General features: G+C 65.9%; 20 protein-coding genes, 2 tRNA genes and 1 riboswitch. Of the genes, 20 read left to right on the top strand and 2 right to left on the bottom strand.

Annotated features, from left to right (window positions below; all coding sequences use genetic code 11):
- Window positions 1-81 precede the first annotated feature (81 nt).
- Window positions 82-2,703 carry a valine--tRNA ligase gene (gene valS / locus AC1MDG_RS12055; RefSeq protein ID WP_479804060.1) on the bottom strand — a complete coding sequence of 874 codons (2,622 nt, stop codon included), beginning with the start codon at window positions 2,701-2,703 and terminating at the stop codon, window positions 82-84.
- A gap of 117 nt (window positions 2,704-2,820) precedes the next feature.
- Between valS and AC1MDG_RS12050 the strand changes: the two genes are divergently transcribed.
- From AC1MDG_RS12050 to ndk, 5 genes are all read left to right on the top strand, one after another.
- Window positions 2,821-3,582: an SDR family oxidoreductase gene (locus AC1MDG_RS12050; protein WP_479804059.1), complete on the top strand. Its 762-nt coding sequence runs from the start codon at window positions 2,821-2,823 to the stop codon at window positions 3,580-3,582.
- 389 nt (window positions 3,583-3,971) lie between these two features.
- Window positions 3,972-7,325: an isoleucine--tRNA ligase gene (gene ileS, locus AC1MDG_RS12045; protein ID WP_479804058.1), complete on the top strand. Its 3,354-nt coding sequence runs from the start codon at window positions 3,972-3,974 to the stop codon at window positions 7,323-7,325.
- A gap of 3 nt (window positions 7,326-7,328) precedes the next feature.
- Window positions 7,329-8,687, top strand: a complete 1,359-nt coding sequence (locus AC1MDG_RS12040; protein WP_479804057.1) for a bifunctional folylpolyglutamate synthase/dihydrofolate synthase — start codon at window positions 7,329-7,331, stop codon at window positions 8,685-8,687.
- A 2-nt stretch (window positions 8,688-8,689) separates the two neighbouring features.
- The gene (locus AC1MDG_RS12035; protein WP_479804056.1) at window positions 8,690-9,133 is read left to right on the top strand and encodes a DUF4233 domain-containing protein; all 444 of its coding nucleotides are present in this window, start codon (window positions 8,690-8,692) and stop codon (window positions 9,131-9,133) included.
- Window positions 9,134-9,173: 40 nt separating this feature from the next.
- A complete protein-coding gene (ndk, locus tag AC1MDG_RS12030; RefSeq protein ID WP_043482064.1) occupies window positions 9,174-9,593 on the top strand; it encodes a nucleoside-diphosphate kinase in 420 nt (139 codons plus the stop codon).
- Window positions 9,594-9,709: 116 nt separating this feature from the next.
- On the opposite strand, the gene AC1MDG_RS12025 is transcribed toward ndk, so the two are convergent.
- Window positions 9,710-10,381: a vitamin K epoxide reductase family protein gene (locus AC1MDG_RS12025; RefSeq protein WP_479804055.1), complete on the bottom strand. Its 672-nt coding sequence runs from the start codon at window positions 10,379-10,381 to the stop codon at window positions 9,710-9,712.
- Window positions 10,382-10,851: 470 nt separating this feature from the next.
- Between AC1MDG_RS12025 and AC1MDG_RS12020 the strand changes: the two genes are divergently transcribed.
- From AC1MDG_RS12020 to AC1MDG_RS11950, 15 genes are all read left to right on the top strand, one after another.
- On the top strand, window positions 10,852-14,253 hold the full coding sequence (locus AC1MDG_RS12020) for an Rne/Rng family ribonuclease (RefSeq protein ID WP_479804054.1): 3,402 nt from the start codon (window positions 10,852-10,854) through the stop codon (window positions 14,251-14,253).
- Window positions 14,254-14,370: 117 nt separating this feature from the next.
- Window positions 14,371-14,468: riboswitch (TPP riboswitch) on the top strand.
- Window positions 14,451-16,022 carry a bifunctional hydroxymethylpyrimidine kinase/phosphomethylpyrimidine kinase gene (locus AC1MDG_RS12015; protein WP_479804053.1) on the top strand — a complete coding sequence of 524 codons (1,572 nt, stop codon included), beginning with the start codon at window positions 14,451-14,453 and terminating at the stop codon, window positions 16,020-16,022. (Overlaps the previous riboswitch by 18 nt.)
- A 348-nt stretch (window positions 16,023-16,370) precedes the next feature.
- Window positions 16,371-16,679, top strand: a complete 309-nt coding sequence (gene rplU / locus AC1MDG_RS12010; protein WP_011692233.1) for a 50S ribosomal protein L21 — start codon at window positions 16,371-16,373, stop codon at window positions 16,677-16,679.
- Between the two features lie 61 nt (window positions 16,680-16,740).
- A complete protein-coding gene (gene rpmA / locus AC1MDG_RS12005) occupies window positions 16,741-17,004 on the top strand; it encodes a 50S ribosomal protein L27 (protein WP_009372867.1) in 264 nt (87 codons plus the stop codon).
- A gap of 117 nt (window positions 17,005-17,121) precedes the next feature.
- Window positions 17,122-18,711: a GTPase ObgE gene (gene obgE, locus AC1MDG_RS12000; RefSeq protein WP_479804052.1), complete on the top strand. Its 1,590-nt coding sequence runs from the start codon at window positions 17,122-17,124 to the stop codon at window positions 18,709-18,711.
- Between the two features lie 64 nt (window positions 18,712-18,775).
- On the top strand, window positions 18,776-19,873 hold the full coding sequence (proB, locus tag AC1MDG_RS11995) for a glutamate 5-kinase (RefSeq protein ID WP_479809087.1): 1,098 nt from the start codon (window positions 18,776-18,778) through the stop codon (window positions 19,871-19,873).
- Between the two features lie 26 nt (window positions 19,874-19,899).
- The gene (locus AC1MDG_RS11990; RefSeq protein ID WP_479804051.1) at window positions 19,900-21,249 is read left to right on the top strand and encodes a glutamate-5-semialdehyde dehydrogenase; all 1,350 of its coding nucleotides are present in this window, start codon (window positions 19,900-19,902) and stop codon (window positions 21,247-21,249) included.
- A gap of 80 nt (window positions 21,250-21,329) precedes the next feature.
- Window positions 21,330-21,554: a hypothetical protein gene (locus AC1MDG_RS11985; RefSeq protein WP_043482053.1), complete on the top strand. Its 225-nt coding sequence runs from the start codon at window positions 21,330-21,332 to the stop codon at window positions 21,552-21,554.
- Between the two features lie 55 nt (window positions 21,555-21,609).
- Window positions 21,610-22,227: a nicotinate-nucleotide adenylyltransferase gene (gene nadD / locus AC1MDG_RS11980; protein WP_479804050.1), complete on the top strand. Its 618-nt coding sequence runs from the start codon at window positions 21,610-21,612 to the stop codon at window positions 22,225-22,227.
- Between the two features lie 8 nt (window positions 22,228-22,235).
- Complete coding sequence (locus AC1MDG_RS11975) at window positions 22,236-23,585, top strand: hypothetical protein (RefSeq protein ID WP_479804049.1); 1,350 nt, start codon at window positions 22,236-22,238, stop codon at window positions 23,583-23,585.
- Window positions 23,586-23,685: 100 nt separating this feature from the next.
- Window positions 23,686-24,087 (top strand): ribosome silencing factor, encoded by a 402-nt coding sequence (gene rsfS / locus AC1MDG_RS11970; RefSeq protein WP_011692226.1) that lies wholly within the window; start codon window positions 23,686-23,688, stop codon window positions 24,085-24,087.
- Between the two features lie 139 nt (window positions 24,088-24,226).
- Window positions 24,227-24,299: transfer RNA gene (locus tag AC1MDG_RS11965), tRNA-Ala, on the top strand.
- 211 nt (window positions 24,300-24,510) lie between these two features.
- Window positions 24,511-24,583: transfer RNA gene (locus AC1MDG_RS11960), tRNA-Ala, on the top strand.
- Window positions 24,584-24,653: 70 nt separating this feature from the next.
- Window positions 24,654-25,004 (top strand): zinc ribbon domain-containing protein YjdM, encoded by a 351-nt coding sequence (locus AC1MDG_RS11955; protein WP_479804048.1) that lies wholly within the window; start codon window positions 24,654-24,656, stop codon window positions 25,002-25,004.
- Window positions 25,005-25,058: 54 nt separating this feature from the next.
- The gene (locus AC1MDG_RS11950; protein WP_479804047.1) at window positions 25,059-26,186 is read left to right on the top strand and encodes an NAD(P)-binding domain-containing protein; all 1,128 of its coding nucleotides are present in this window, start codon (window positions 25,059-25,061) and stop codon (window positions 26,184-26,186) included.
- The last annotated feature ends 46 nt before the right edge of the window (window positions 26,187-26,232 follow it).

The following is a 26,232-nucleotide window of genomic DNA, read 5'->3' as shown; positions in this document are numbered from 1 at the left end:
GCCTTCGCCTGGTTGAACACATGTTCAGAACCAGGCGGAGGCACCTCCGTCTTTGCAGCGGCCGGGCGCCGCTGGACGGGACTAGGCCTGGGCGGGCTCCTCGGGAGCTGCCAGCACAACGTCGCCGACAGTGAGTTCGCCCTCGCCTGCCACGAGTGTCAGTTCACGGGCATTGGAGGCTGCCTTCAGGTCTGCAAGGCCGGCCTTCAGCTGCGTAGTGAGCGACTCGGTGGCCGTAATCGTCGCGGAGAGAACCTCGGTGCGCTGCTTGACCTTCGCTTCGGACTTCGCCTTGCGGATGCCGCTCAGCGCGATTCCCACAGTCGCGAGCATGGTGGTGTCGCCGTCGGACACCTCAAGGGCCGCGGGCCACTCGGCACGGTGCACCGAGCCGCTGCGCCACCAGCCCCAGACCTCTTCGGTGGCGAAGGGCAGGAAGGGCGCGAACAGGCGCAGCAGGGTGTCAAGGCTGGTGGCCAGGGCTGCCAGCACGGAAGCCTGCTCGGATTCGCCTGCCGCACCGTAGGCCCGGTCCTTGATGAGTTCCACGTAGTCGTCCGTGAACTGCCAGAAGAAGCTCTCGCTGATCTGGAGGGCGCGGGCGTAGTCGTAGTTCTCGAAGGCCTTGGTGGCCTGTGCCACGACTTCCGAGAGCTGCGCCAGCACGGCGCGGTCCAGCGGGTTCGTGAGCACCGACAGGTCGGCGGAGACCACCGAGTTTTCCGTGGCACCCAGGTTCAGGACGAACTTCGAGGCGTTGAGGAGCTTGATGGCCAGGCGGCGGCCGATCTTCATCTGGGCGATCTCGTAGGCGGTGTCCGCCCCGAGCTTGGCCGATGCCGCCCAGTAGCGCACGGCGTCCGATCCGTACTCGTTCAGGACGTCGGTGGGTACGATCACGTTGCCCTTGGACTTGGACATCTTCTTGCGGTCCGGGTCGAGGATCCAGCCCGAGATGGCCGCGTGCTTCCACGGTGCGGTGTCCTGCAGCGCGTCGGCACGCACGGCGGTGGAGAACAACCACGTCCGGATGATGTCGTGGGCCTGGGGGCGCACGTCGAACGGATAGACCTTGGCGAAGAGGTCTTCATCCGTGCTCCAACCGCCCACGATCTGAGGCGTCAGCGAGGACGTGGCCCAGGTGTCCAGGACGTCGGCGTCACCGGTGAATCCGCCGGGCTGGTCGCGCTGGGCTTCTTCGTAGCCGGGGGCGGCGTCGGCGGCCGGATCGACCGGGAGCTGTTCATCGGTCGGCAGCACCGGGGCGTCATAGTCGGGGTTTCCGTCGGCGTCAAGCGGGTACCAGACCGGGACCGGCACGCCGAAGAAGCGCTGGCGGGACACGAGCCAGTCGCCGTTCAGTCCGGAGATCCAGTTCTCGTAGCGCGAACGCATGAAAGCCGGGTGGAACTCAATCTCGTTGCCACGCCCGATCAGGCGTTCGCGGCGGTCCTCGTCGCGTCCGCCGTTGCGGATGTACCACTGGCGCGACGTCACCACCTCGAGGGGCTTGTCGCCCTTCTCGAAGAAGTTGACCGGGTGCATGATCTTCTTGGGCTCGCCGTCGAGGAGTTCGGCAGCAGCGAGCTGCTCGACGACCGCTTCCTTCGCGCTGAAGACCGTCTTGCCGGCGATCGCCGCAAAGGCCGCGCGCCCTTCATCGGTGGTGATCCATTCGGGCGTGTCGCCGATGATGCGTCCGTCGCGGCCCACGATCGCCCGGGTGGGCAGCTGCAGTTCGCGCCACCAGGTCACGTCGGTGAGGTCGCCGAAGGTGCAGACCATGGCAATGCCCGAGCCCTTATCAGCCTTGGCAAGGTGGTGGGCCTTCACTTCCACTTCGACGCCGAACAGGGGAGAGGTGACCTTCTTGCCGAACAGCGGCTGGTAACGCTCGTCGTCGGGGTTTGCCACCAGGGCGGCGCAGGCTGCCAGCAGTTCGGGGCGGGTGGTCTCGATGTAGAGCTTCTCGCCGTCTTCGGTGAAGAACGGGTAGCGGTAGTAGGCTCCGGCGACCTCGCGGTCTTCAAGTTCGGCCTGGGCCACCGCGGTGCGGAAGGTGACGTCCCACAACGTGGGGGCCTCGGCCATGTAGGCGTCGCCGGCGGCGAGGTTGGCAAGGAAGGCCCGCTGGGAGATGGCACGTGACTTGTCGTCGATGGTCCGGTACGTCAGGTCCCAGTCGACGGACAGGCCAAGGGTCTGGAACAGGTTCTCGAAGACCTTCTCGTCCTCGACGGCGAGTTCCTCGCACAGCTCGATGAAGTTCCGGCGTGAGATCACGTCAAAGTCGCGCTGGTTTTTGGCGGGCTCAGCCGGCGGTCGGTAGTCGGCGTCGTAATGGATAGCCGGATCGCAGCGCACGCCGTAGTAGTTCTGGACGCGGCGCTCGGTGGGCAGGCCGTTGTCGTCCCAGCCCATCGGGTAAAAGACATTCTTGCCGGTCATGCGCTGGTAGCGCGCCAGGACGTCGGTCTGGGTGTAGGAGAACATGTGCCCCACGTGCAGGGACCCCGACGCAGTGGGCGGGGGAGTGTCGATCGAGTAGACCTGCTCCCTGCTGGTCTCCCGGTTGAACTTGTAGGTCCCTTCGTTAAGCCAGCGCTGCGTCAGGGCAGCTTCCAACCCCTCCAGGGCGGGCTTATCCGGAACGTTGATAGGGGCGGTGGTGGGCGTGTCTGTACCCTGAGTGTCTTCAGCCATGGAGCAATTGTTTCATGCTCCCCGGCTGCGCCCTGCAGCAGTCGGCGTCGCTTCGGACTGGGTTCGCCCACGTGCAGGAACGTTTCACGGACTTCCCCGCGACGCTAGGGTGGTGCCATGACTGAGGATAAGCACACGAAGGCAGCAGTAGTTACGGGAGCAAGCACAGGCATTGGCGAGGCCACGGTCCGCGCGTTGCGGGCCGAAGGGTGGACAGTTTTCGCCGTTGCACGCCGGGCGGACCGGCTGGCGGCGCTCGCAGAGGCCACCGGAGCCACGGCCATTGCGGCGGACATTGCAGACGACGATGACGTGGAACGCCTCCTCGACGAAGTGACACAGGCTGGCGGAATCGACACCCTCATCAACATCGCCGGCGGTGCGCGTGGTGCCGACCGGATCGCGGACGCCAAGACCGAAGACTGGGAATGGATGTTCGACGTAAACGTCCTGGGGACCATGAAACTGACCCGGGCCTTCCTTCCGATGCTGCGGGCCTGTGGCGAGGGGACCGTCCTGAACCTGACGTCGACCGCGGGACTTTCCGCTTACGAGGGCGGCGCCGGCTACAACGCTGCGAAGTTCGCCCAGCACGCCATGACGGGTGCACTGCGGCTGGAGGAAGTGGAAAACAACCTCCGGGTCATCGAAGTTGCTCCGGGCCTGGTGCACACCGAGGAGTTCGCCCTCAACAGGCTGGGCGACCAGGAGGCTGCCGGGAAGGTATACCAGGGGGTCGAGAAGCCGCTCACGGCTGACGACGTGGCCGACGTGGTCCGCTACGCCGTCACGGCGCCGCACCACGTCAACCTGGACCAGATCGTGATCCGGCCCGTCGCGCAGGCTGCCAACTACAAGCTCATCCGCAAGCAGGGCTGAGCCGGGACTAGGGGCCGCCTGGCCGGATGACGGCGGCCCGGCCGGATGGAATCATACGGCCGGGCCGCGGGCTCGTGCCCCGGGGTACCGGAGAACACCGCAACTCCGGTTAGAATCGAATATCAGCTTTGACCCGGCCATCACCGGTGAGCTTCCGGAAGAACCTTCGGGCCCTGCGACGCAGGAACCCGGAGCAGTAGAACCGGACGGGTAAGCCCGTCACAGCAGCAATGAGCGGCCGACGCCGGGATGGCTCCACTTTTGTGGGGAGGTCCTGCGACGGTAAGTGAGGTGGTACCGCGGTGCCGGTGCTGTTGCAAAGCAGCGTACGGGCCGTCCTCGCATCCTGAATGATCCACTTGTTCACTAGCTCAACCCAGGATGTCGAGATGACCTATTACCCCAAGGCCTCAGCCGCACCATCAGGCACTAGCAGCGTTTCCGCCTCTGTGAAGTTTCCGGAGATCGAAGAGCGCATCCTCAAGTACTGGGACCAGGACGGCACCTTCCAGGCGAGCATCGACCAGCGCGAGTCCGACCTTCCTGGCGGAACACCCGGCAGCAACGAGTTCGTCTTCTACGACGGCCCGCCCTTCGCCAACGGCCTGCCGCACTACGGCCACCTGCTGACCGGCTACGCCAAGGACCTGGTGGGCCGCTACCAGACCCAGCGCGGCCGCCGCGTCGAACGCCGCTTCGGCTGGGATACCCACGGGCTCCCCGCCGAGCTGGAAGCAATGAAGCAGCTGGGCATGACGGACAAGACCCAGATCGAGGCCATGGGCATCGACAAGTTCAACGACGCCTGCCGCGCCTCCGTGATGAAGTACGCGGACGAGTGGAAGAGCTACGTCACCCGCCAGGCGCGCTGGGTGGATTTCGACAACGACTACAAGACGCTCAATGTCGAGTACATGGAGTCTGTGCTCTGGGCCTTCAAGCAGTTGCATGAAAAAGGCCTGACCTACAACGGCTACCGCGTCCTGCCGTACTGCTGGAAGGACGAGACGCCGCTGTCCAACCATGAGCTCCGCATGGACGACGACGTCTACAAGAACCGCCAGGACCAGACCGTCACGGTCACCTTCCCCATCACGGCGGGGGAGTCGGAGCTGTCGAAGGAGCTTGCCGGAGTGCAGGCGCTCGCCTGGACCACCACGCCGTGGACGCTGCCCACCAACCTGGCGCTCGCCGTCGGGCCGTCCATCACGTACGCCGTGCTGCCGGCCGGACCCAACGGCATCAAGGCCGCGTCAGCGGATGCCCCGGTCAGTGGCAGCTTCCTGCTCGCAGCGGACCTGCTGGGCGCCTACGCCAAGGACCTTGGCTACGGCGACGGCACCGCCGGCGTTGAAGAGGCGGTAGCCGCGGTCACCGCCACGTACACGGGCGCCGAGCTGGCCGGACTGCAGTACCAGCCGCTCTGGGGTGACTTCAGCGACACCGAAAAGTACGGCACCGAGAACGCCTGGCGCTTCCTCGTGGCCGACTACGTCACCACCACCGACGGCACCGGCATCGTCCACCAGGCGCCCGCCTACGGTGAGGACGACCAGAAGGTCTGTGAGGAAGCCGGGATCCCCGTGGTGCTCTCCGTGGACGAGGGCGCAAAGTTCCTGCCCCTCTTCTCGCACGGCGACCTGCACGACATCGTGGGCCTGCAGGTGTTCGAGGCCAACAAGCCCATCACCCAGGTCCTCCGGGCACAGGGCCGCCTGGTCCGCCAGGCCAGCTACGAGCACAGCTACCCGCACTGCTGGCGCTGCCGCAACCCGCTGATCTACCGCGCTGTGTCCTCCTGGTACGTGGAGGTCACCAAGTTCAAGGACCGCATGTCCGAGCTGAACCAGGAGATCAACTGGATCCCCGGCAACGTCAAGGACGGCCAGTTCGGCAAGTGGCTGGCCAACGCCCGCGACTGGTCCATCAGCCGCAACCGCTACTGGGGAAGCCCCATCCCGGTGTGGCAGTCCAGCGACCCTGAATACCCGCGGACCGACGTGTACGGATCGCTCGCCGAGATCGAAGCCGACTTCGGCCGGCTGCCGCTGAACAAGGACGGGCAGGTTGACCTGCACCGGCCGTTCATCGACGAACTCACGCGCCCGAACCCGGACGACCCCCGCACCCCGGAAGAGGGCCAGTCCGTGATGCGCCGCGTCGAGGACGTGCTGGACGTCTGGTTCGACTCCGGCTCCATGCCGTACGGCCAGGTCCACTACCCGTTCCAGAACGAGGAATGGTTCGACACGCACAACCCGGCGGACTTCATCGTCGAGTACATCGGCCAGACCCGCGGCTGGTTCTACATGCTGCACATCCTCTCCACCGCGCTGTTCGACCGGCCGGCCTTCCGCAACGTCATCAGCCACGGCATCGTGCTCGGCTCCGACGGGCAGAAGATGTCCAAGAGCCTGCGCAACTACCCGGACGTCTCCGAGGTCCTGGACCGCGACGGCTCCGACGCCATGCGCTGGTTCCTGATGTCCAGCCCGATCCTGCGCGGCGGCAACCTGGTGGTCACCGAACAGGGCATCCGCGACGGCGTCCGCCAGGTCATCCTGCCGCTCTGGAACGTCTACAGCTTCTTCACGCTCTACACGAATGCCGCTGCAGGCGGCGCCGGGTACGACGCCAAACTGCGGTACGACGGCTACACCGACACCCTGGACCAGTACCTGATGGCCAACACCGGGGACCTGGTCCGGAACATGACGGCCCAGCTGGACAGCTACGACATCTCCGGCGCCTGCGACGAACTGCGCAGCTACCTGGACATGCTCACGAACTGGTACGTCCGCCGCAGCCGCCAGCGTTTCTTTGACGAGAACGTTGACGCCTTCGATGCGCTGTACACTGCGCTGGAGACCGTCTCCCGCGTGGCCGCATCCCTGTTGCCGCTGGTCTCCGAGGAGATCTGGCGCGGCCTCACCGGCGGGCGCTCCGTGCACCTGGCCGACTGGCCTGACGCGGGACTCTTCCCGGCCAACCCGGAACTCGTCGAGGCCATGGACCGCGTCCAGCAGATCTGCTCCACCGGGTCATCGCTGCGCAAGGCAGCGAACCTCCGCGTGCGCCTGCCGCTGCAGGAGCTCACCGTCGTGGCACCCGGCGCGGACGCGCTGGCAGGCTTCGCCGCCGTCGTCGCCGATGAACTGAACCTGCGCTCAGTCCGCCTGCTGGACGCCGAGAGCGCCTCCCCGGAGGAGTTCGGCATCGAACAGAAGCTGGTGGTCAACGCCCGCGCCGCCGGACCGCGACTGGGCAAGAACGTCCAGCAGGCCATCAAGGGCTCCAAGTCCGGCGACTGGTCCGTGAACGACGCCGGAGTGGTCACCGCAGGCGGCCTCGAACTGGAGCCACAGGAGTACACCCTGGAAACTGTCGTGGCGGAAGCGGCGGGTGGCGAGGGAACTGGTCCTGCCACAAGGGCAGCTGCCGTGCTGCCGGGCGGCGGCTTCGTGGTGCTGAACACCGAAGTCACACCGGAACTGGAAGCCGAAGGTGCGGCCCGCGACATGGTCCGCGCCATCCAGCAGGCCCGCAAGGATGCCGGACTCAACGTGAGCGACCGGATCCACACCACCGTCACCGCGAAACAGGACGTCGTCGATGCCCTGTTGGCGAACGCGGAACTCGTCAAGACCGAAACCCTGACCGTCAAGCTGGACACCGTTCCGGCCGACGTCAAGGAACCGCAGGTCAGCGTTGTCAAGACCGCGGCAGAAAAAGTAGAGGCCTAAGTAATGACTGACGAATTTTCCGTAGAGAGCGTCTACGCCGAACTGCTGGGCCGGGCGCCGGAAAACAAGATGGAGCCGCGCCTCGCTCCGCTGTTCCGGGCCATGGACGTGCTCGGGGAGCCCAACAAGGCCTTCCCGATCATCCACGTCACCGGCACCAACGGCAAAACGTCCACGGCCCGCATGATCGAAGCCGGTCTCCGCGCCCACGGACTGAGCACCGGACGCTACACGAGCCCGCACCTATCGAAGGTGACCGAGCGGATCAGCATCGACGGCGCCCCCGTTCCGGATGAGACCTTCGTCCGGATCTGGGACGAGATCCGCCCCTACCTGCAGATCGTGGACGGCGAGCTGGAAGCTGAGGGCCAGCCCCGGCTGACCTACTTCGAGTGCCTGACCATCCTGGCCTTCGCCGTGTTCGCGGACCAGCCGGTCAACGTCGCCGTCATGGAGGTGGGACTGGGCGGCATCACCGATGCCACGAACGTCGGTGACGGCCAGGTGGCCGTGGTGACTCCCATTTCGCTGGACCACACGGACCTTCTGGGCGACACCACCGAGGACATCGCTTTCGAGAAGGCAGGCATCATCAAGCCGGGAGGCTTCCTGGTCAGCGCCGCACAGCCCGTCGGCGCCGCCCAGGTGCTGCTCGAGAAGGCCCGCGAAGTCCAGGTTCCCTACCGCTTCGAAGGCGTGGAATTCGGCGTCGAATCCCGGACTGTTGCCGTCGGCGGCCAGATGGTGACCATCCAGGGCCTGGCCGGACGCTACGAGGAGTTGCTGGTGCCGCTGCACGGAGCGCACCAGGCGGAGAATGCCGCCGTCGCCATTGCCGCGCTGGAGGCGTTCTTTGGCGCGGAGAAGGCGCTGGACCCCGAAGTCCTCCAGGAGGCCTTTGCTTCGGTGACGTCACCGGGCCGGCTCGAGGTTCTCCGCACTGCTCCCACCATCATCGTGGATGCCGCGCACAATCCGGAGGGCATCCGGGTTTCGGCCGAAACGATCCATGAAGCCTTCAGCTTCACCAAACTCGTGGTGGTGGTGGGCGTCCTGAAGGAGAAGGACGCCGAAGAGATCCTCCGCCAGCTCAAGGAGTCCCTGGGCGACCTCGCGGCCGAATACTGCTTCACCCAGTCCAATTCGCCCCGTGCAGTACCGGCCGAGGACCTCGCGGAAATTGCGTTGGACCTGGGCTTCGGCGAGGACAACATCCATGTTGCCGAAAAACTCGACGACGCCCTGGAGTGGGCCGTGGAGCACGCCGAAGCCAACGAAGACCTCGCCGGCGGTGTCCTGGTGACCGGTTCCATCACGCTCGTGGCCGAAGCCCGGATCCTGCTCGGAAAGGCGGACGCCTGACCATGGCCCGACTCACCAAGGCGCAGCGGGAGTGGCGGCCCGGCATGCCCAAGAAGCGGCGCTCCACCAAAGTCATGTTCGCCTCCACGGTCCTGGTGCTCGAAGCGTTCGTGGCATTCTTCGCCACCCTGGCTGTCTTTGGGCTCCGCCGTGACGAGTTCCCGCCGGCCGTGATCCTCACTGTCGGCATCGTCCTGAGCCTGGTGCTGGTGTTCACCTGCGCGGTGCTGTCCAAACCGTGGGGTGTGGCGCTGGGCTGGATCCTGCAGCTCGTCCTGATCTTCACCGGATTCATTGAGCCCATGATGTTCGTGGTGGGCATCCTCTTTGCCGTGGCCTGGTGGTACGGCATCAGGACCGGCATCCGGATTGACCGCGAGGCCGCGCAGCGCGAACGCGAACAGGCCGAGTGGGAAGCCGCCCACCCCGAAGAGCAAAGCCACTAGACTGGTTTCCGAATCCCACCCCCAACACATTGGAGAAGCTGTGAGCATTGAGCGCACCCTCGTCCTGATCAAGCCCGACGGCGTGACCCGCAACCTGACCGGCGCCATCCTCGGCCGGATCGAAGCCAAGGGCTACACCCTCACCGAGCTCAAGAAGGTCGATGCCAGCCGCGAACTGCTGGAGCAGCACTACGAGGAGCACGTGGGCAAGCCGTTCTACGAGCCGCTCGTCGAGTTCATGCTCAGCGGACCGGTCGTTGCGGCGATCTTCGAGGGCCACCGCGTGATCGAGGGCTTCCGTTCGCTCGCCGGCACCACGGACCCGACGACGGCGGCGCCCGGCACCATCCGCGGCGACTTCGGCCGCGACTGGGGCCTGAAGGTGCAGCAGAACCTGGTCCACGGTTCCGACTCCGTCGAGTCCGCTGAGCGCGAGATCAAGATCTGGTTCCAGGACTAACAGCCACCAGCGCGAGCGGACAGATAAGTCCCTCCGCTTAAGCGCGAGCGTACAGTTGAGGCCCCCGTTTCCGAAGAAACAGGGGCCTCAACTGTACGCTCGCGCTTTTCCCTGGCCTAGTAGCCGGACGTCCCGATGAACACCTGGATAAAGGCGAAGAAGATGGTGGCGATGACGGCCACGTACAGCAGCGCGACGGCGATCCAGCCGGAGTCGCCGGCGATCTTCATGGCGCCGGCCGGAAGCTTCATCACTCCGTGCGTGATGTTCCGGACCGTGACCCACACAAAGAGCGGAATCATCGCGGCCCAGACCACCATGCAGAACGGGCACAGGATATGGATGGAGTACAGCGCCTGCGACCACAGCCACACCACGAAGGCAAAGCCAAGTGTGACGCCGGCCTGCAGGCCAAGCCAGTACCAGCGGGCAAACGTGGCGCCGGAAAGAACAGCCATGCCCGTGGTGATCACTACGGCGAAGGCCACGATGCCAATAAACATGTTGGGGAAGCCGAAGAGGGAACTCTGCCAGGTCTGCATCACGGCCCCGCAGGAGACCCACGGATTGACGTCGCAGGCCGTGACGTGGTTCGGGTCCTTGAGGACCGCCAGCTTTTCCAGGACCAGGGCGCCGGAGGCGAGCCAGCCGATAGCGCCGGTAATCACCAGCAACCAGCCGAACGGCTTGTCCCGGGTCATGGGAGGCAGGCCTTCCTGCGCTGCTGAACGCTCGCGGAGGTCGCCGTCCACCAAATTGTTCTGCATGGAATTGGAGATGCTGGGCATGGGATGTCGCGTCCTTTTTCTCGAGGGCTCCTCGCCCTGATTGTAACGCCGGAGGCTGGACGGGCCGCACAGACTCCGCCCGGACGCGCCCCGAATATCGGGCCGCCGGCCCCGCCTCCCCCTCGTTTGAGCGAGCGTATGAGAGAATGAAGCTGGCTGGAATACGATCCACATTCGAATTCCGGTCCGGTGGCTTGTTTGTAAGACCGCCAATGATGAGCAGGGCACGCTCCGGATCCACGATAGATCCCGGCCTCCCGGCAATGCCATTGGACGGCACCTGGTTGTGGCTTTCAGGAACAACGGGTTTCAGAACAACGCCACCGGCCCTCCAGGGCTGCCGCACCCCACTGCCGGTGCGAACCTGAGGGTATCCAATTGACTTCTGTCAACGCCTGCGGGTTTTGACAATATGCGCCCCAATGGGTGCCGGATGTGGCGGTGCGTCAGGGGCAGGAGTGTCGCTACATATGGATAATGACCAGGTTCTAAACGTTAACGAACTAACCGCTGCCGGCGACGAAGCTGCAGCTCCACAACCGCCGAAGCGGGCCATCCGGACCAGGCGCAAGGCCGCCCCGAAGGCGGACGCCGTTGAAGCCGGCGAATCGGCGGAAGCCCCTGCCGAGGCCGCTCCCGAGGGAAAACCGCCGGCGCGCCGCAGCCGTTCACGCAAGAAGGTGGAGCCTGCCGAGCCGCTTCCGGTATTCGCAGCCGAAGCCTCAGCCCCGGTCGAGGCAGGGCAGACTGACGCTGCACCCGAAGGGGAAGCAGCAGCGCCGGCCGAAGCCCCGGCCGAAGTCGTTGAAAAGCCGGTCCGCCGCCGCGCCTCGCGCGCCAAGGCCCCCGTAAAAGCTGCGGACGCCCAGCCGGTCGCTGAGCGTGGGGCCCAGGCTACCGCCGTCCAAGAGGCCGCCACCGTTGCAGAGCCGGCAGCCGAAGGCGACGTAGCCGCCGCAGGCCAGGGAACCGCAGGCGACGTAGCCGCCGCAGGTCAGGGAACTGAAGGCCAGGAACCCGCAGTCCAGGAGACAGCGGGCCAGGAACCTGCCGCTCCCGTGAATGAGGCTGAGCAGCCCGCAGCGGCCGAAGCCGCCAGCCCTGTTGGCGCCCTCTTCCTCGAGCCCGGCTCGGTGACTTCCATGATTTTCCAGGCACCGGACCTGAGCACCGTGGTCCGCCCGGCAGCGACGCCGGCCGTGGCGAAGGAAAGCGAAGAGGAAGACACGGAAGAGGACAGCGAGGACGTTGACGCTGGCGGCTCCCGCCGCCGCCGCAGCCGTGGACGCCGTGGCCGCAGCCGCGTAACCGACCGGGAAACTGCCGGTGACACCGAAGCAGCCGAAGGCACCGCGGGCGACGAAGACACCGATGAGGAGTCCACCCGTACCGCGGACGACGGCGTCACCTCCCGCCGTCGTCGTCGCCGCCGTCGCGGCGACCAGGACCTCGAACTGACCGGCGGGGGAGACGACGACCCGCCCAACACCGTGACCCGCGTCCGTGCCCCGAGGGCGATCAGCGAGGCGCCGGTCAACAACCGCGTCACGTCCGTAAAGGGTTCCACCCGGCTTGAGGCCAAGAAGCAGCGCCGCCGCGAATCCCGCGACACCGGCCGCCGCCGTACCGTCATCACCGAGGCCGAGTTCCTGGCCCGCCGTGAATCGGTGGACCGCCAGATGATCGTCCGGCAGCGCGACGACAGAATCCAGATCGGCGTCCTGGAAGACGGCGTCCTGGCTGAGCACTTCGTGTCCAAGACCCAGCAGGACTCGCTGATCGGCAACGTCTACCTGGGCAAGGTCCAGAACGTGCTGCCGTCCATGGAAGCCGCTTTCGTGGACATCGGACGCGGCCGCAACGCCGTCCTCTATGCCGGCGAAGTCAACTGGGACGCCGTCAACCTGGAAGGCAAGCAGCGCCGGATCGAGAATGCCCTGAAGTCCGGCGACTCCGTGCTCGTCCAGGTCACCAAGGACCCGGTGGGCCACAAGGGCGCCCGCCTGACCAGCCAGATTTCCCTTCCCGGCCGCTACCTCGTGTACGTTCCCGGCGGTTCCATGACCGGCATCTCCCGGAAACTGCCCGACGTCGAACGCAACCGCCTCAAGCGGATCCTCAAGGACCGCCTGCCGGAAGACGCCGGCGTCATTGTCCGCACCGCTGCCGAGGGCGCGTCCGAGGAAGAGCTGACGCACGACATCAACCGCCTGCGTGCCCAGTGGGAAGGCATTGAAAGCCAGGCCACGTCCACCAAGATCCTCGCCCCGGAGCTCCTTTACGGCGAACCTGACCTCACCATCAAGGTGGTCCGCGACGTCTTCAACGAGGATTTCTCCAAGCTGATCGTTTCGGGCGAGGAAGCCTGGGACACCATCGAAGCGTACGTAACGTACGTGGCCCCGGACCTGGTGGGCCGCCTCGAAAAGTGGACCAAGGACACGGACATCTTCTCCGCCTGGCGGATCGATGAGCAGATCCACAAGGCCCTGGACCGCAAGGTCTTCCTGCCCTCCGGCGGCTCCCTCGTGATCGACCGCACCGAAGCCATGACCGTGGTGGACGTCAACACCGGCAAGTTCACCGGCAGCGGCGGCAACCTTGAGGAAACCGTCACCAAGAACAACCTGGAAGCGGCTGAGGAAGTGGTGCGCCAGCTGCGGCTGCGCGACATCGGCGGCATCATCGTGATCGACTTCATCGACATGGTGCTGGAATCCAACCGCGACCTCGTGCTGCGCCGCATGGTGGAGTGCCTCGGACGGGACCGGACCAAGCACCAGGTTGCGGAAGTGACCTCCCTGGGCCTGGTGCAGATGACCCGCAAGCGGATGGGCACCGGCCTGCTGGAAGTCTTCGGCGAGCAGTGCGAGGCCTGCGCCGGCCGCGGCATCGTCACCCATGACGAGCCGGTGGAACACCGCCGCGCCAACACCGTTGCCGCCGAACATCACGTGCAGCGGACGGAAACACCGCAGCCTCCCCGCACGGAGCGCAAGAGCCGCCGCCGGGGCAAGGGCGGCCAGCCGGTTTCCGAGGCTGCCCCGTCGACGCCGGCTCCGGTGCACCACGAGCCCACCGACGCCGAACGCCATGCCAAGGCTGAAGCAACCCGCGTGGCGCTGGCCAACATCGCAGCGGCAGCACATGCTGCCCACCTGCACGACGCCGAGACCGGCCATGCAGCCCCCGCAGCCGCTGCTCAGGCAAGTGCCGCACAAGCAGTAGGCCAGGCACTGGCCGCCAAGGCTCCTTCCGGGCTGGCGGGAATGCCGGTCAGGGAAGGGGCGGCCCAGCCCGCGCCGGCCCAGCCGTCCACCACGCAGCCCGCCACGGCCCGGCCGGCCAAGGTGTCGGAAACCGAGGTGGCTGCTGCAGGGCGCCCCGCGGCCGTCCTGACCTTCGGCGGCGAAAAGGTGGCCTTGCCGTTTGTTGAGAACGCCGGGGAAGCACCTGCCACCGGAGCCGCCCTGACGCTCGACCGCCTCGCCGAGGCCTTCGCGCACCTGGGTGAGCCGGCTGCCGCTGAGGCTCCGGCGGAACCGGCTGAAAAGCAGGCTCCGGCCGCCCAGGCACAGGCCCGTGTTCCGTCGGCCCAGTCACCGGCAGCGCAGGCTGCTGAACCCGACTACACCGACCACACCGCGGTACAGGGCCGGGCACGCCGGCCCCGCCGCAACCGGAGCGCCAGCCGCGCCCAGGGCGCAGCCAACGAAACGTCCGTGGAACACCACGAGAATGCTCCGGTCGCAGCGTCAGGGCACACTCACGAGGCAAAGGCACCCGAACCGGCGAAGGGGGACGTGCCCGCCAAGGCGCCGGCCAGCGAGCCGATCATCCTCGGTGTGGGAGTGCCGGCCTCCGAGCTCTGATTCCACAGCTCTCTGATCCCACCAGCTGAGATCGCGGGTGCGGTCCGGGACCGGCGTAGCAATACGCCGGTTCCGGGCCGCACCCGCGATTTCGTTGCGGGGAAACAGCTAGGCTAGGGGACTGACACGGGGTGCCGCGCATAGGGCCGGCTGAGATCCACACCCGTTGAACCTGTCCGGTTAGCACCGGCGAAGGGATGTCTCCTTTGGCTATATCTTTCCTGCCCACCCCGGCCTCCGAGGTCGTCCACGGATCAGCAGCGGGCGGCGCCGCACGGCGAAACACCCCGCGGGTCCTGGCCATCGCCGGTTCGGACCCGTCCGGCGGTGCGGGGATCCAGGCGGACCTCAAAAGCATTGCCGCAAACGGCGGCTACGGCATGGCTGCCATTACTGCCCTGACGGCGCAGAACACCCGGGGCGTTCGTGCCGTGCATGTTCCCCCGGCGGAATTCCTGACCGCCCAGCTTGAGGCCATCAGCGACGACATCAGCATCGACGCCGTCAAGATCGGCATGCTGGGGGACTCTGCTGTGATTGCCGCTGTCCGCAGCTGGCTGGAGAAGTCCCGCCCCGCCGTCGTGGTTCTTGACCCTGTCATGGTTGCCACCAGCGGCGACAGGCTCCTGCAGGAGGCCGCCGAAGCGGCATTGCGCGAACTCCTGCCCCTTGCCGACCTCGTCACGCCGAACCTGGCAGAACTGGCGATGCTCCTCAACGAACCGCTCGCGGAGGACTGGGAGGCGGCACTCGCCCAGGGCAAGCGGCTCGCTGCCCAGGCGGGCACCACCGTGCTCGTCAAGGGCGGACACCTCGACGGCGGTGAGTGCCCCGACGCGCTCGTCAACACGGAGGGGCTGCTCGCCCGGGACGTCGTGGTGGTCCCCGGCGAGCGGATTGACACCACGAACAGCCACGGCACGGGCTGCTCCCTGTCCTCGGCCATGGCCACCACGCAGGCAAGGCTGGGGGACTGGGAAGCGTCCCTGCGTACCGTAAAGCCGTGGTTGCAGGGAGCGCTCCGTGAATCCGGAACCCTGGACGTGGGGGCAGGCAACGGCCCGGTGCACCATTTCCACCATCTGGCACCCAAGGGCCACGCGGCGCCAGCCGAAGGCGAGTTCGCTGCGGCGCTCCGGCAGGACGCCGGACCGGACCTGGACGCCATTTACGGGTTGGACTTCATCCGTGGCCTGGCCGATGGTTCCCTCACCGAGCAGCACTTTGCGTATTACCTTGCCCAGGACGCCATTTACCTCAACGGCTATTCCCGGGTGCTTTCCCGTGCTGCCGCGATTGCCCCCACCGAGGCGGAGCAGCTGTTCTGGGCACGGTCGGCGCAGCAGTGCCTTGAAGTCGAGTCCGAACTGCACCGGACCTGGCTCAGCACGCGGAACGTGGACGGAGGGCTGGGTCCGGTCACCAAGTCCTACGTGGACCACCTGCTGGCCTCCTCCGTTTCAGGCAGCTACGGGGTGCTCGTGGCCGCGGTGCTCCCGTGCTTCTGGCTGTACGCCGAGGTGGGTGCCACCCTGCACGGGGAGTTCCTCGCCTCAGGAGCGCCGTCCGGCCACGCCTATGCCGACTGGCTCCGCACCTACGCCGATGAAGAGTTCGCCGCCGCCACGAGGCAGGCAGTGCGCATTGCAGACGACGCCGCCCGGGCTGCGTCTGAAGCGGAACGTCGGGCCATGCGCCTGGCCTTCCGGCAGTCGTGCCGGTACGAGGTGGAATTCTTCGACGCGCCGCGGTTGCATGCTGCACCGTAAAGCGATCCGAAGCCGGTACGATGGTGGGGCACGGTTTCCGGAAGTCGTTGCGGCAACAGTCTGTTTTACGCAGAGTGGCGCCTATCACGTACTACCGCCGGAGCCAGCCTCATTTGCGGCCGAAGGCAAAATTAGCGTATTCTAGATCTTCGGTGCTTACGCCAACACTTGGGTTATAACCTCAGAACGGTCCGTTTGGAATTCCAAATGGCATTGTTCCTTGGATAACTCATGGGTTCCCCCGGGGAATCCACCGGCGTTGAGGCACAGCGTGAACCAGGCCAAACAATTGGACCCAGGTTCCGCACGCAAATCTAGTAATAAACGTCGAGAGAAGTGAGTTCCCCAGTGGTGTACGCGATTGTCCGCGCAGGCGGCCGCCAAGAGAAGGTTTCCGTTGGAGACTTCGTTACCCTGAACCGCGTCCCCGGTGGAGCCGGCAGCACCATTGAGTTGCCCGCACTGCTCCTGGTGGACGGTGACAAAGTCACGTCTGCTGCTGCGGACCTGGCCAAGGTAACGGTTACGGCTGAGATCCTTCAGGACCTTCGTGGTCCGAAGATCGTCATCCAAAAGTTCAAGAACAAGACCGGGTACAAGAAGCGCCAGGGTCACCGTCAGGAACTGACCAAGGTCAAGATCACCGGTATCAAGTAACCTTCCGTTACTTTTCAGGTTTTCAGCAGATTCCCCAGAATTTTTAAGGCAGGCATTTCAAATGGCACATAAAAAAGGCGCGAGCTCCACTCGCAACGGTCGTGACTCCAACGCCCAGTACCTCGGCGTCAAGCGCTTCGGCGGCCAGGTAGTTTCCGCAGGCGAGATCATCGTCCGCCAGCGTGGCACCCACTTCCACCCGGGTGCCGGCGTTGGCCGCGGCGGCGACGACACCCTGTTCGCACTGACCCCCGGCGCCGTTGAATTCGGTACCCGCCGCGGACGTCGAGTCGTGAACATCGTTGCTGCTGCAGCTGCAGAGTAACAACAAGATCCAAACCGGTGGAGCGGGCCATGATGGCCCGCTCCACTGTTCTTTTAACCGCATTACAATCAATTTGGGCGTCCAAGACGGTCAGGTTAAGCAATAGAGGAGATTCACGTGGCGAGCTTTGTAGACCGGGTAGTACTGCACGTATCCGGCGGTACCGGCGGTCACGGCTGTGTCTCCGTCCACCGCGAGAAGTTCAAGCCCCTGGGCGGTCCCGACGGCGGCAACGGCGGTGACGGCGGCGACGTCATCCTGCGCGTCGACCCGCAGACCACCACACTGCTGGACTACCACCACGCCCCCCACCGCCACGCCACCAACGGCGGACCCGGCATGGGCGACTGGCGAGGCGGCAAAAACGGCGAAACGCTGATCCTTCCCGTTCCGGAAGGCACCGTCGTCAAGACCAAGGATGGCCGCGTCCTGGCCGACCTCGTCGGTGAAGGCACCGAGTTCGTCGCTGCCGCAGGCGGGCCGGGCGGACTGGGCAACGCCGCGCTTTCCTCGCAGAAACGCCGCGCCCCCGGCTTCGCCCTGCTCGGCATCGAAGGCGAGTCCAGCGACATCGTCCTGGAACTGAAGTCCATTGCGGACATCGCCCTCGTGGGATTCCCGTCCGCCGGCAAGTCCAGCCTCATCGCCGCCATGTCCGCGGCGCGCCCCAAGATCGCCGATTACCCCTTCACCACGCTGATCCCCAACCTTGGTGTTGTCCAGGCCGGCGACGTGCGCTTCACCATCGCAGACGTGCCCGGCCTCATCGAAGGGGCCAGCGAAGGCAAGGGCCTGGGCCACCACTTCCTGCGGCACGTGGAACGCTGCGCAGCTTTGGTACACGTTTTGGACTGCGGCACGCTCGAAGCTGACCGCGATCCGCTCTCCGACCTCGCAATCATCGAAGCCGAACTCGAAAAATACGAGGTCGACATGAGCTACGCCGGCACCGACGGCGAGGTCGTCCCGCTGAACCACCGGCCCCGGCTGGTTGCCCTGAACAAAGTCGACCTGCCTGACGGCAAGGACATGGCCGAGTTCGTCCGGCCCGAGCTTGAGTCCCGCGGGTACCGGGTGTTTGAAATCTCAGCCACGAGCCACGAGGGCCTGCGCCAGCTTGGCTTCGCCATGGCAGAGATCGTCAAGGCCGCCCGCGACGCCGTGGCTGCCACGCCGCCGAAGGTGCACGCTCCCGTGCTGCGCCCCCGCGCGGTCAACGAGGCGGGCTTCAAGATCCGCCGCGAGGAAAAGAACCTCGAGCCGCTGTTCCGTGTCCTGGGCGACAAGCCCGTGCGCTGGGTGAAGCAGACCGACTTCACCAACGAGGAAGCCATCGGCTACCTCGCAGACCGCCTGGCCAAACTGGGCGTGGAGAACGAGCTGTTCAAGCAGGGCGCCAAGCCTGGCGACACCGTAGTAATCGGTGAAGACGACGGCGTGGTGTTCGACTGGGAGCCCACCATGATGGCCGGTGCGGAACTGCTCGCCTCGCCCCGTGGCACCGACGTGCGTTTCGCCGACATCGGCGACCGCCCCACCCGCGGCCAGAAGCGCGACGAGCAGCAGGAGCGCCGCGACGCCAAGGCAGCGGCCCGGGCCGAGCTGGAAGCCGAGCGCAAGGCCGGGATCTGGACCGAATCAGTCAGCGGGCGCCGTGCAGCACGGCCGCTCCAGGAGAGCGGACTGACCACCGAAAATGAGGAGTGAACCCCCACACGTGACCGATAATTCCGCAATTGTCATCGAGGAGCCCAGGACCGACGACCGCAGCATGCTCGCCAGGGCACGCCGCATCGTCGTCAAGGTCGGATCGTCGTCGCTCACCAGCCTCAAGGGTGGAATCTCCGAAGAGGCGCTGATCGAACTGTCCGATGCGCTGGCTGCCAAGCACAACGGCGGAACCGAGATCATTCTCGTTTCCTCCGGCGCAATCTCGGCAGGACTTGCCCCGCTTGGCCTGGTGAAGCGTCCCCGGGACCTCGCCACCCAGCAGGCAGCCGCCAGCGTCGGCCAGGGCCTCCTGATGGCCCGCTACACGCACGCTTTCGCGGCGCACGGCGTGACGGTAAGCCAAGTCCTGCTAACCGCGGACGACCTCATGCGGCGCAGCCACCACATGAACGCCTTCCGTGCCTTGAACCGGCTCCTGAACCTGGGCGTTGTGCCCGTGGTCAACGAGAACGACACCGTGGCAACGCACAAGATCCGCTTCGGTGACAACGACCGGCTGTCCGCCCTGGTGGCGCACCTGGTCCGCGCTGATGCCCTGGTGCTGCTCTCCGACGTCGACTCGCTGTATGACGGGCCTCCCTCGAAGGGGGCCAAGCGCATTCCCCAGGTTGACGGACCCCAGGACCTCGAGGGCGTCAACATCGGCAAGCCGGGTCAGGCCGGCGTCGGAACCGGTGGCATGCAGACGAAGGTGGAGGCCGCCACGATGGCCGCCGACTCCGGTATCCCCGCACTGGTCACCTCCACCGCGAACGCCGCCGCGGCCCTGAACGGCGAAGACGTCGGAACGTGGTTCTCCGTCAACAGCGGCCGCAAGTCGGTGCGCATGATGTGGCTGGCTCACCTTGCACACGTGCAGGGCCGGCTGATTCTTGACGACGGCGCCGTCACCGCTGTCCGTGACCAGCACTTTTCGCTGCTCCCGGCCGGTATCACGGCCGTTGAAGGCACCTTTGAGTCCGGCGACGCCGTCGAAATGGTTTCGACGGCAGGTGCCGTGATCGCGCGCGGACTGGTCAACTATTCCTCGGACGAGCTGCCGCAAATGCTGGGTCGTTCCACTGTGGAACTGGGGGAGTCCCTCGGCCGCGGCTTCGACCGTGAGGTTGTTCACGTTGATGACCTCGTTCTGGTCTAACGGGCTGGTTCCCCTAGACTTGAATGATGACTGAGGCACTGATTCACCAAGCCGCCGAGAAATCCAACGACTCCACGGAGGCATCTTCCACGCCGGAAAATGCCCAGCTGACGCCGGCTGACGTCGAGGCTGCCGTGTACGCCATCGCGGATCGGTCCCGGCATGCTGCCCGCAGCATGGCACGCGCAAACCGCGCCTGGAAGGACAAGGGACTCCGTGCCATCGGCGCGGCCCTGCTCCAGAGCAAGGCGCAGATCCTGGCCGCGAACGCCAAGGATGTGCAGGCCGGCCGCGCCAATGGAACGTCCGCGGCCCTGCTTGACCGCCTGACGCTGAACGACGCACGGATTGAGGCCCTGGCCGGCGCACTGGAAAACCTTGCCGGCCTGCCCGATCCGGTGGGAAACGTGGTCCGCGGCCAGACGCTTCCGAACGGCCTGCGGTTGCGCCAGGTCAACGTGCCCATGGGCGTGGTAGCGGCCATCTACGAGGCCCGTCCCAACGTGACTGTGGACATTGCCGGGCTGGCGCTGAAAAGCGGCAACGCCGTGATCCTGCGTGGCGGCACGGCCGCAGCAGCCACCAACGAGGCCCTCATCCGGGTCCTCCGCGATGCCCTCGACTCTGTCGGCCTTCCCGCAGACGCCGTCCAGACCGTGGACCAGTACGGCCGTGAGGGGGCCAACGTGCTGATGCGGGCCCGCGGCCGGGTGGACGTCCTGATTCCCCGCGGCGGCAGGGACCTGATCCAGACGGTGGTGACCAATTCCTCCGTCCCGGTCATCGAGACCGGCGAAGGCAACGTCCATATCTTCATTGACGAGTCCGCCAGTGAAGACATGGCAGTTGACATCCTCCTGAACGCCAAGACGCAGCGGCCCAGCGTCTGCAACACGGTGGAGACCCTCCTGGTGCATTCCGGGTCCACGGTGCTGCCCGCGGTCGCGGCCGCCCTCCGGAAAGCCGGGGTCACCCTGCACGTCGACGAGCGGGTCCGCGCCGCGTTGCCTGCGTCCGTGGAATCCGTGCCGGCCACCGACGAGGACTGGGCCACCGAGTACATGGACCTGGACCTCGCTGTGGGAATGGTGGACAGCCTGGACGAGGCAGTGCAGCACATCCGCAAATGGTCGACCGGCCACACGGAGGCTATCCTCACCAACGACCTCGCCAACGCCGAACGCTTCATTTCCGAAATCGACTCAGCCGCGGTTATCGTCAACGCCTCCACCAGGTTCACCGACGGCGGTGAGCTGGGCCTGGGCGCCGAGGTGGGCATTTCCACCCAAAAGCTCCACGCCCGCGGTCCCATGGGGCTTACCGAACTCACGACCACGAAGTGGATCGTCCAGGGCGAGGGCCAGATCCGCAGCTGACAACGCTGTAACATGGAACAGAAGTCCGGAACGGCGGGGATGACCGCCGTCGTCAATGTGTGAACTCTTTAGGGGAGAAAATGCTGTTGCAGCAGGTGGGCGCGTCCGTCGCCGAACATGAAGAACTGGCTCCGCTGTGGGCCGAACCGTGGGTCTTTGGTGTGTCGATCTTTGCGATCATGCTGGTCCTGATGTTCGTGACGCTGTCCTACAGCAACCTTGGCAACCGGCACGAGGCTGTCGAGGAGCACTCGGATCCCCACCGCCAGCACCCGAACAAGCACGATCACAGCCAAGGCCACTAACATCACTGCGGTCCTGAAGCGGCGCGGCGCCAAGCGCCGCCTGCGTTTAGGTGTGATGGGTGGGACATTCGATCCCATCCATCACGGCCACCTTGTTGCGGCCAGCGAAGTTGCGGCGAAGTTCGGCCTCGACGAAGTGGTGTTTGTACCCACCGGCCAGCCGTGGCAGAAGATGAGCAAGAAGGTCAGCGAGCCGGAGCACCGGTACCTCATGACAGTCATTGCCACGGCGTCCAACCCCAGGTTTACCGTCAGCAGGGTCGATGTGGACCGTCCCGGACCCACGTACACGATCGACACCCTTCGCGACCTCCGTACGCAACGGCCGGATGCTGACCTTTTCTTCATCACCGGCGCGGACGCCATGGCACAGATCCTGTCCTGGAAGAACATCGATGAGCTGTGGTCGCTGGCGCACTTCGTCGGTGTGACCCGGCCGGGGCATGTCCTCGACGGGATGGGCAGGAAAGACGTCAGCCTCTTGGAGGTGCCCGCAATGGCGATTTCCTCCACTGACTGCCGGACGCGCGTCGCAGCCGGCAACCCTGTCTGGTACCTCGTGCCCGACGGGGTGGTCCAGTATATTGCGAAATACGGCCTGTACGCCGGGCAGTCCGACCCCGGCACCAGTGCCGCACTTACCGAGTTACACGAACCAGCCAGTACCGAGTGAGTTGTTAGATGAGCCAGGAACAGCCTCCCCTCCGCAGCCGCCGCGAATTGCGGCAGGCAAGAGATGAGCGCGCGGAATCACGCCAGGACACGGTGCCCAGTGCACCGGGTCAGGTTCCCCCTGTGCCAAAGGTGCCGGAGAACGGCGCACCGTCCCCTGCCTCAAAGGTGCCCGGGAACGGCGCACCGGCCCCTGCCAGGGAGGACGGCACCGGCCGCATCCGCCGAGTGGCTCCCGGTCCGGTCGATTCGGTCCGTACGTCCTCAGGATCCGAGCGGTCCTCGCAGAGCCGGGCACGGGACCGTGCCGCCCTGCGCACCATCAAGGAACTCGCGCAGAAAGAGGAGCGTCTGTCCGGCGGCGGACCGCCTACCCGCCGCCAGCTCCGCCTCCAGCAGCTCCAGGCCGAGGCCGCACCTGCCACCGCTGCGAACCTGATCGTTCCGCCGGCCCGCACCTCCGCGCAGCGCACTGTGCCGCAGGCGCGGCCGGGCCAGCCGGCGCCGCAGGCTGGGCCGGGCCAGCCGGCGCCGCAGGCGCGGCCGGGCCAGCCGGCGCCGCGCCCCAAGTCCCAGCAAGCAGATGTTCCGGCCACGGAAGCTGCAGCGGCCAACCCGGACAGCAAGCTCCCCGGGGGCATGACGGTGGAACAGGCCCTCGCGGCGCGTTCCCTCATCGCCGAACAGGCCAGGAACCAGATCGCCAAGATGGAGCACATCGCGGCGAACGATCCTGAAGCGGTGGACCCGGAGATCCTCGCGGAGCAGATCGCCCTGGCCGAGCGTGCCGCCATCCTGAACAAGCGGGCCATGGCCAAGCAGAAGCTGGCCGAGCAGGCCAACCAGCCGGCCCACCCGAAGACCGAGCCATCAGCCGTCAGCAACCTCGCGATGGTTACGCCGCTGGAGTTCGAGAAGGTTCCGGGAATTGACCGGCCGGTGATGAAGAAACCGGCCACCTCGTATGTTCCGGTGGTCACCAATCCCGGTCCCAGGCTGCAGCCCGCCGGCACCAAGGGGGCGCGTAAGCCTGGTCCCGCGAGGCGTACCCAACGCCCTGCCACGGGCCGGGCAGGGGTGCTTGCCCGTGCCGAGGCAGCCGCCCAGGCTGCAGCCGATCCTGCGGCAGCGCCGGTTCAGGCTTCCGGGGAACCCTGGGCAGCTGACGCCGGCGAAAATTTCGTGGACAGGCCGCGCGTGGCCGCCAACACCGCCTACGGCCTGGAACCGCTGGACGCCGTCACTGCCGGGCTGGGCAGGGCGCACCGCATCCGGCTGCTGCAGCTGGCCGTCCTCGCGTTGGGGATCGTAGCGTTGATTGCAGGCGTCACCATGATCATCAGCGGCCTGGCGCCCTGATCCAACGCACGGCGCAGCACGCGCTGCTGCCCTCCCGCATGACGACGCTGACATCAACGGCGCCGGACCTACATAGCTTTTAACCACAACAAGGAGTCCCGTGACTGCAACCGATTCATCCATCGCCATAGCCCGCGTCGCTGCGCGCGCTGCTGCGGACAAAATAGCCCAGGATATCGTTGGCCTGGATGTCAGTGAGCGGCTGGCCCTGGCGGACGTCTTCCTGATCGCCTCGGCGCCGAGTGAGCGCCAGGTCAACGCCATTGTCGACGGCATCGAAGAAGAACTGGGCAAGCAGGACCTCCGCCCTGTCCGCCGCGAGGGCCGCTCCGGCGGACGCTGGGTTCTGCTGGACTACTCCGACGTCGTCATCCACGTCCAGCATGAGGAAGACCGCGTCTTCTACGCCTTGGAGCGCCTGTGGAAGGACTGCCCTGTGGTTGATCTCCAGCTCGGGGAAGACACCTCTGCCAAAGCGGCCGTTTCCTCGGACAGCGAGTAGTCCCGACTCGGCCACTGAATATGCCCGATTTGGAATTTTCTGAAGGGCTGTTCTAAGATATTTGAGTTGCTTCGGAGAGATCCGGACAAAAAACCGGGCCCGACAGTGCAGACTGAAGGTGCCGGAGCAATGAAAATTCGGGGCTGTGGCGCAGCTGGTAGCGCACCTGCATGGCATGCAGGGGGTCAGGGGTTCGAGTCCCCTCAGCTCCACCGAATAGTCCGTCGGAGTCGAAAGATTCCGGCGGACTTTTTTGTTTCCACACCCGGACACCCCCGCCCTGTTTTCGGTGCCCACTGTGCGGTTTCAGGCGGCGTTCGCGGACGGCCCGCCGTGCTCCGCAGCCGAATTGGCGTCTTACACGATTGTGGTTTAAGATAATCAAGTTGCTTACGGAGATCGCTTCGAAAGAAACATGAGTTTGGGGCTGTGGCGCAGCTGGTAGCGCACCTGCATGGCATGCAGGGGGTCAGGGGTTCGAGTCCCCTCAGCTCCACCCGGACTAAACAACAGAAGCCGCCCGACCGGGCGGCTTCTGTTGTTTAACGCTCGACTAATATGGGAGCGTGAACGAATCCCTTCCGCCTTGCCCCGAATGCTCCAGCGAGTACACCTATGAAATGGGAGCGCTGCTGGTGTGCCCCGAGTGCGGCCACGAGTGGTCTGCCGAAGCCGCGGAGGCGCCAGAAACCGCGGACGCGGTCATCAAGGACGCGGTGGGAAATGTCCTTGCCGACGACGACACCGTCACCGTGATCAAGGACCTCAAAGTTAAGGGGACCTCCACCGTCATCAAGGTGGGGACTAAAGTCCGGGGCATCCGGCTCACCGACGGCGTGGGAGACCACGACATCGACTGCAAGGTGGACGGATTCGGCCCCATGCAGCTCAAATCCAGCGTGGTCAAGAAGGTCTAGGCAGGTCCCGAAATCGCCCATGCCCAGGCGGCGGAACCGCAGCCCGCAGATGTAGTGGTGATCGGTGCGGGCCAGGCCGGTTTGTCCGCTGCCTACCACTTGCAGCGGCGCGGCTTCCTGCCGGCCGGAAAGACCGCCGACGCAGCGGTCGTACAGGGATCTCCGGGATCATACGTGGTGCTCGACGCCGAAGCCGGACCCGGCGGGGCCTGGCGCCACCGCTGGCAAAGCCTCAGGATGGCCACCGTCAACGGCATCAGCGACCTGCCCGGCATCCCCAAACCCGACGTCGACCCGGCCGAGCCGAGTTCAGGATTCCTTTCACGCTACTTTGGCGACTACGAGGACGGACTCGGGCTGAACATCGTTCGTCCCGTGAAAGTCCGCTCGGTATCCCGGGAAGACGACGAGCCCTCCGGGCGGCTCAGGATCGAAACCTCCGCCGGCAACTGGTCCGCGCGGGCTGTCATCAATGCCACAGGCACCTGGACCAGGCCGTTCTGGCCTATCTACCCGGGCCAGTCCACCTTCAAGGGCAGGCAGCTGCACGTGGCCGACTACGTGGCCGCCGAGGAATTCCGGGGACAGCACGTCATTGTGGTGGGCGGCGGCATATCGGCTGTTGGCCTTCTCGACGAAATATCCCGGGTGACCACCACGAGCTGGTTCACCCGCCGGGAACCGGTGTGGCGCGATGCCGCCTTCGACCAGAAGGCCGGGCATGACGCCGTCGCCCTCGTTGAAGAGCGGGTCCGGCAGGGGCTGCCTCCGCAGAGCGTGGTGTCAGTCACGGGACTGATCTGGACTCCCGCGCTGCGTGCGGCCGCCGCGCGCGGCGCCCTGGACCGGAACCCGATGTTTACCGCCATAGAGCCCCACGGTGTCCGGCTGGACGACGGGAGCTTCCTGGCGGCCGGCGTGATCCTCTGGGCCACCGGGTTCCGGGCCGAGCTGGAACACCTTGCGCCGCTGCACCTCCGCGGCAGCGGAGGGGGCATCGCCATGGACGGCACCCAGGTGGCAGCGGAGGAACGGGTCCACCTGGTGGGTTACGGCCCGTCGTCGTCCACCATCGGTGCCAACCGCGCCGGCCGTGCGGCAGTGGCCGGCATCGTGAGGATGCTCGGGCGCCGGGGCCCCGACGGAATCGCGGCGGCATCAGATGGGGCTGTTTCGCGGTAGGTTTACCGGGTAGCTTTTCGCCCGGTGGATCCTTCCCGGTCGGCGG

Source organism: Arthrobacter sp. AIWTK1 (genome assembly GCF_056680535.1).
Note: the sequence above shows the minus strand (reverse complement) of the source record. Positions and strands in the feature narration are given on the sequence as shown.

What these genes read in the sequence shown, in the direction of transcription:
- nadD (WP_479804050.1), top strand. Translation starts at nt 21,610, where the DNA reads ATGGGTGGGACATTCGATCCCATCCATCACGGCCACCTTGTTGCGGCC.
- AC1MDG_RS12020 (WP_479804054.1), top strand. Translation starts at nt 10,852, where the DNA reads ATGGATAATGACCAGGTTCTAAACGTTAACGAACTAACCGCTGCCGGC.
- ileS (WP_479804058.1), top strand. Translation starts at nt 3,972, where the DNA reads ATGACCTATTACCCCAAGGCCTCAGCCGCACCATCAGGCACTAGCAGC.
- AC1MDG_RS11985 (WP_043482053.1), top strand. Translation starts at nt 21,330, where the DNA reads ATGCTGTTGCAGCAGGTGGGCGCGTCCGTCGCCGAACATGAAGAACTG.
- valS (WP_479804060.1), bottom strand. Translation starts at nt 2,703, where the DNA reads ATGGCTGAAGACACTCAGGGTACAGACACGCCCACCACCGCCCCTATC.
- rpmA (WP_009372867.1), top strand. Translation starts at nt 16,741, where the DNA reads ATGGCACATAAAAAAGGCGCGAGCTCCACTCGCAACGGTCGTGACTCC.
- AC1MDG_RS12040 (WP_479804057.1), top strand. Translation starts at nt 7,329, where the DNA reads ATGACTGACGAATTTTCCGTAGAGAGCGTCTACGCCGAACTGCTGGGC.
- AC1MDG_RS11975 (WP_479804049.1), top strand. Translation starts at nt 22,236, where the DNA reads ATGAGCCAGGAACAGCCTCCCCTCCGCAGCCGCCGCGAATTGCGGCAG.
- AC1MDG_RS12050 (WP_479804059.1), top strand. Translation starts at nt 2,821, where the DNA reads ATGACTGAGGATAAGCACACGAAGGCAGCAGTAGTTACGGGAGCAAGC.
- AC1MDG_RS12035 (WP_479804056.1), top strand. Translation starts at nt 8,690, where the DNA reads ATGGCCCGACTCACCAAGGCGCAGCGGGAGTGGCGGCCCGGCATGCCC.
- AC1MDG_RS11990 (WP_479804051.1), top strand. Translation starts at nt 19,900, where the DNA reads ATGACTGAGGCACTGATTCACCAAGCCGCCGAGAAATCCAACGACTCC.
- proB (WP_479809087.1), top strand. Translation starts at nt 18,776, where the DNA reads ATGCTCGCCAGGGCACGCCGCATCGTCGTCAAGGTCGGATCGTCGTCG.
- AC1MDG_RS12015 (WP_479804053.1), top strand. Translation starts at nt 14,451, where the DNA reads ATGTCTCCTTTGGCTATATCTTTCCTGCCCACCCCGGCCTCCGAGGTC.
- AC1MDG_RS12025 (WP_479804055.1), bottom strand. Translation starts at nt 10,381, where the DNA reads ATGCCCAGCATCTCCAATTCCATGCAGAACAATTTGGTGGACGGCGAC.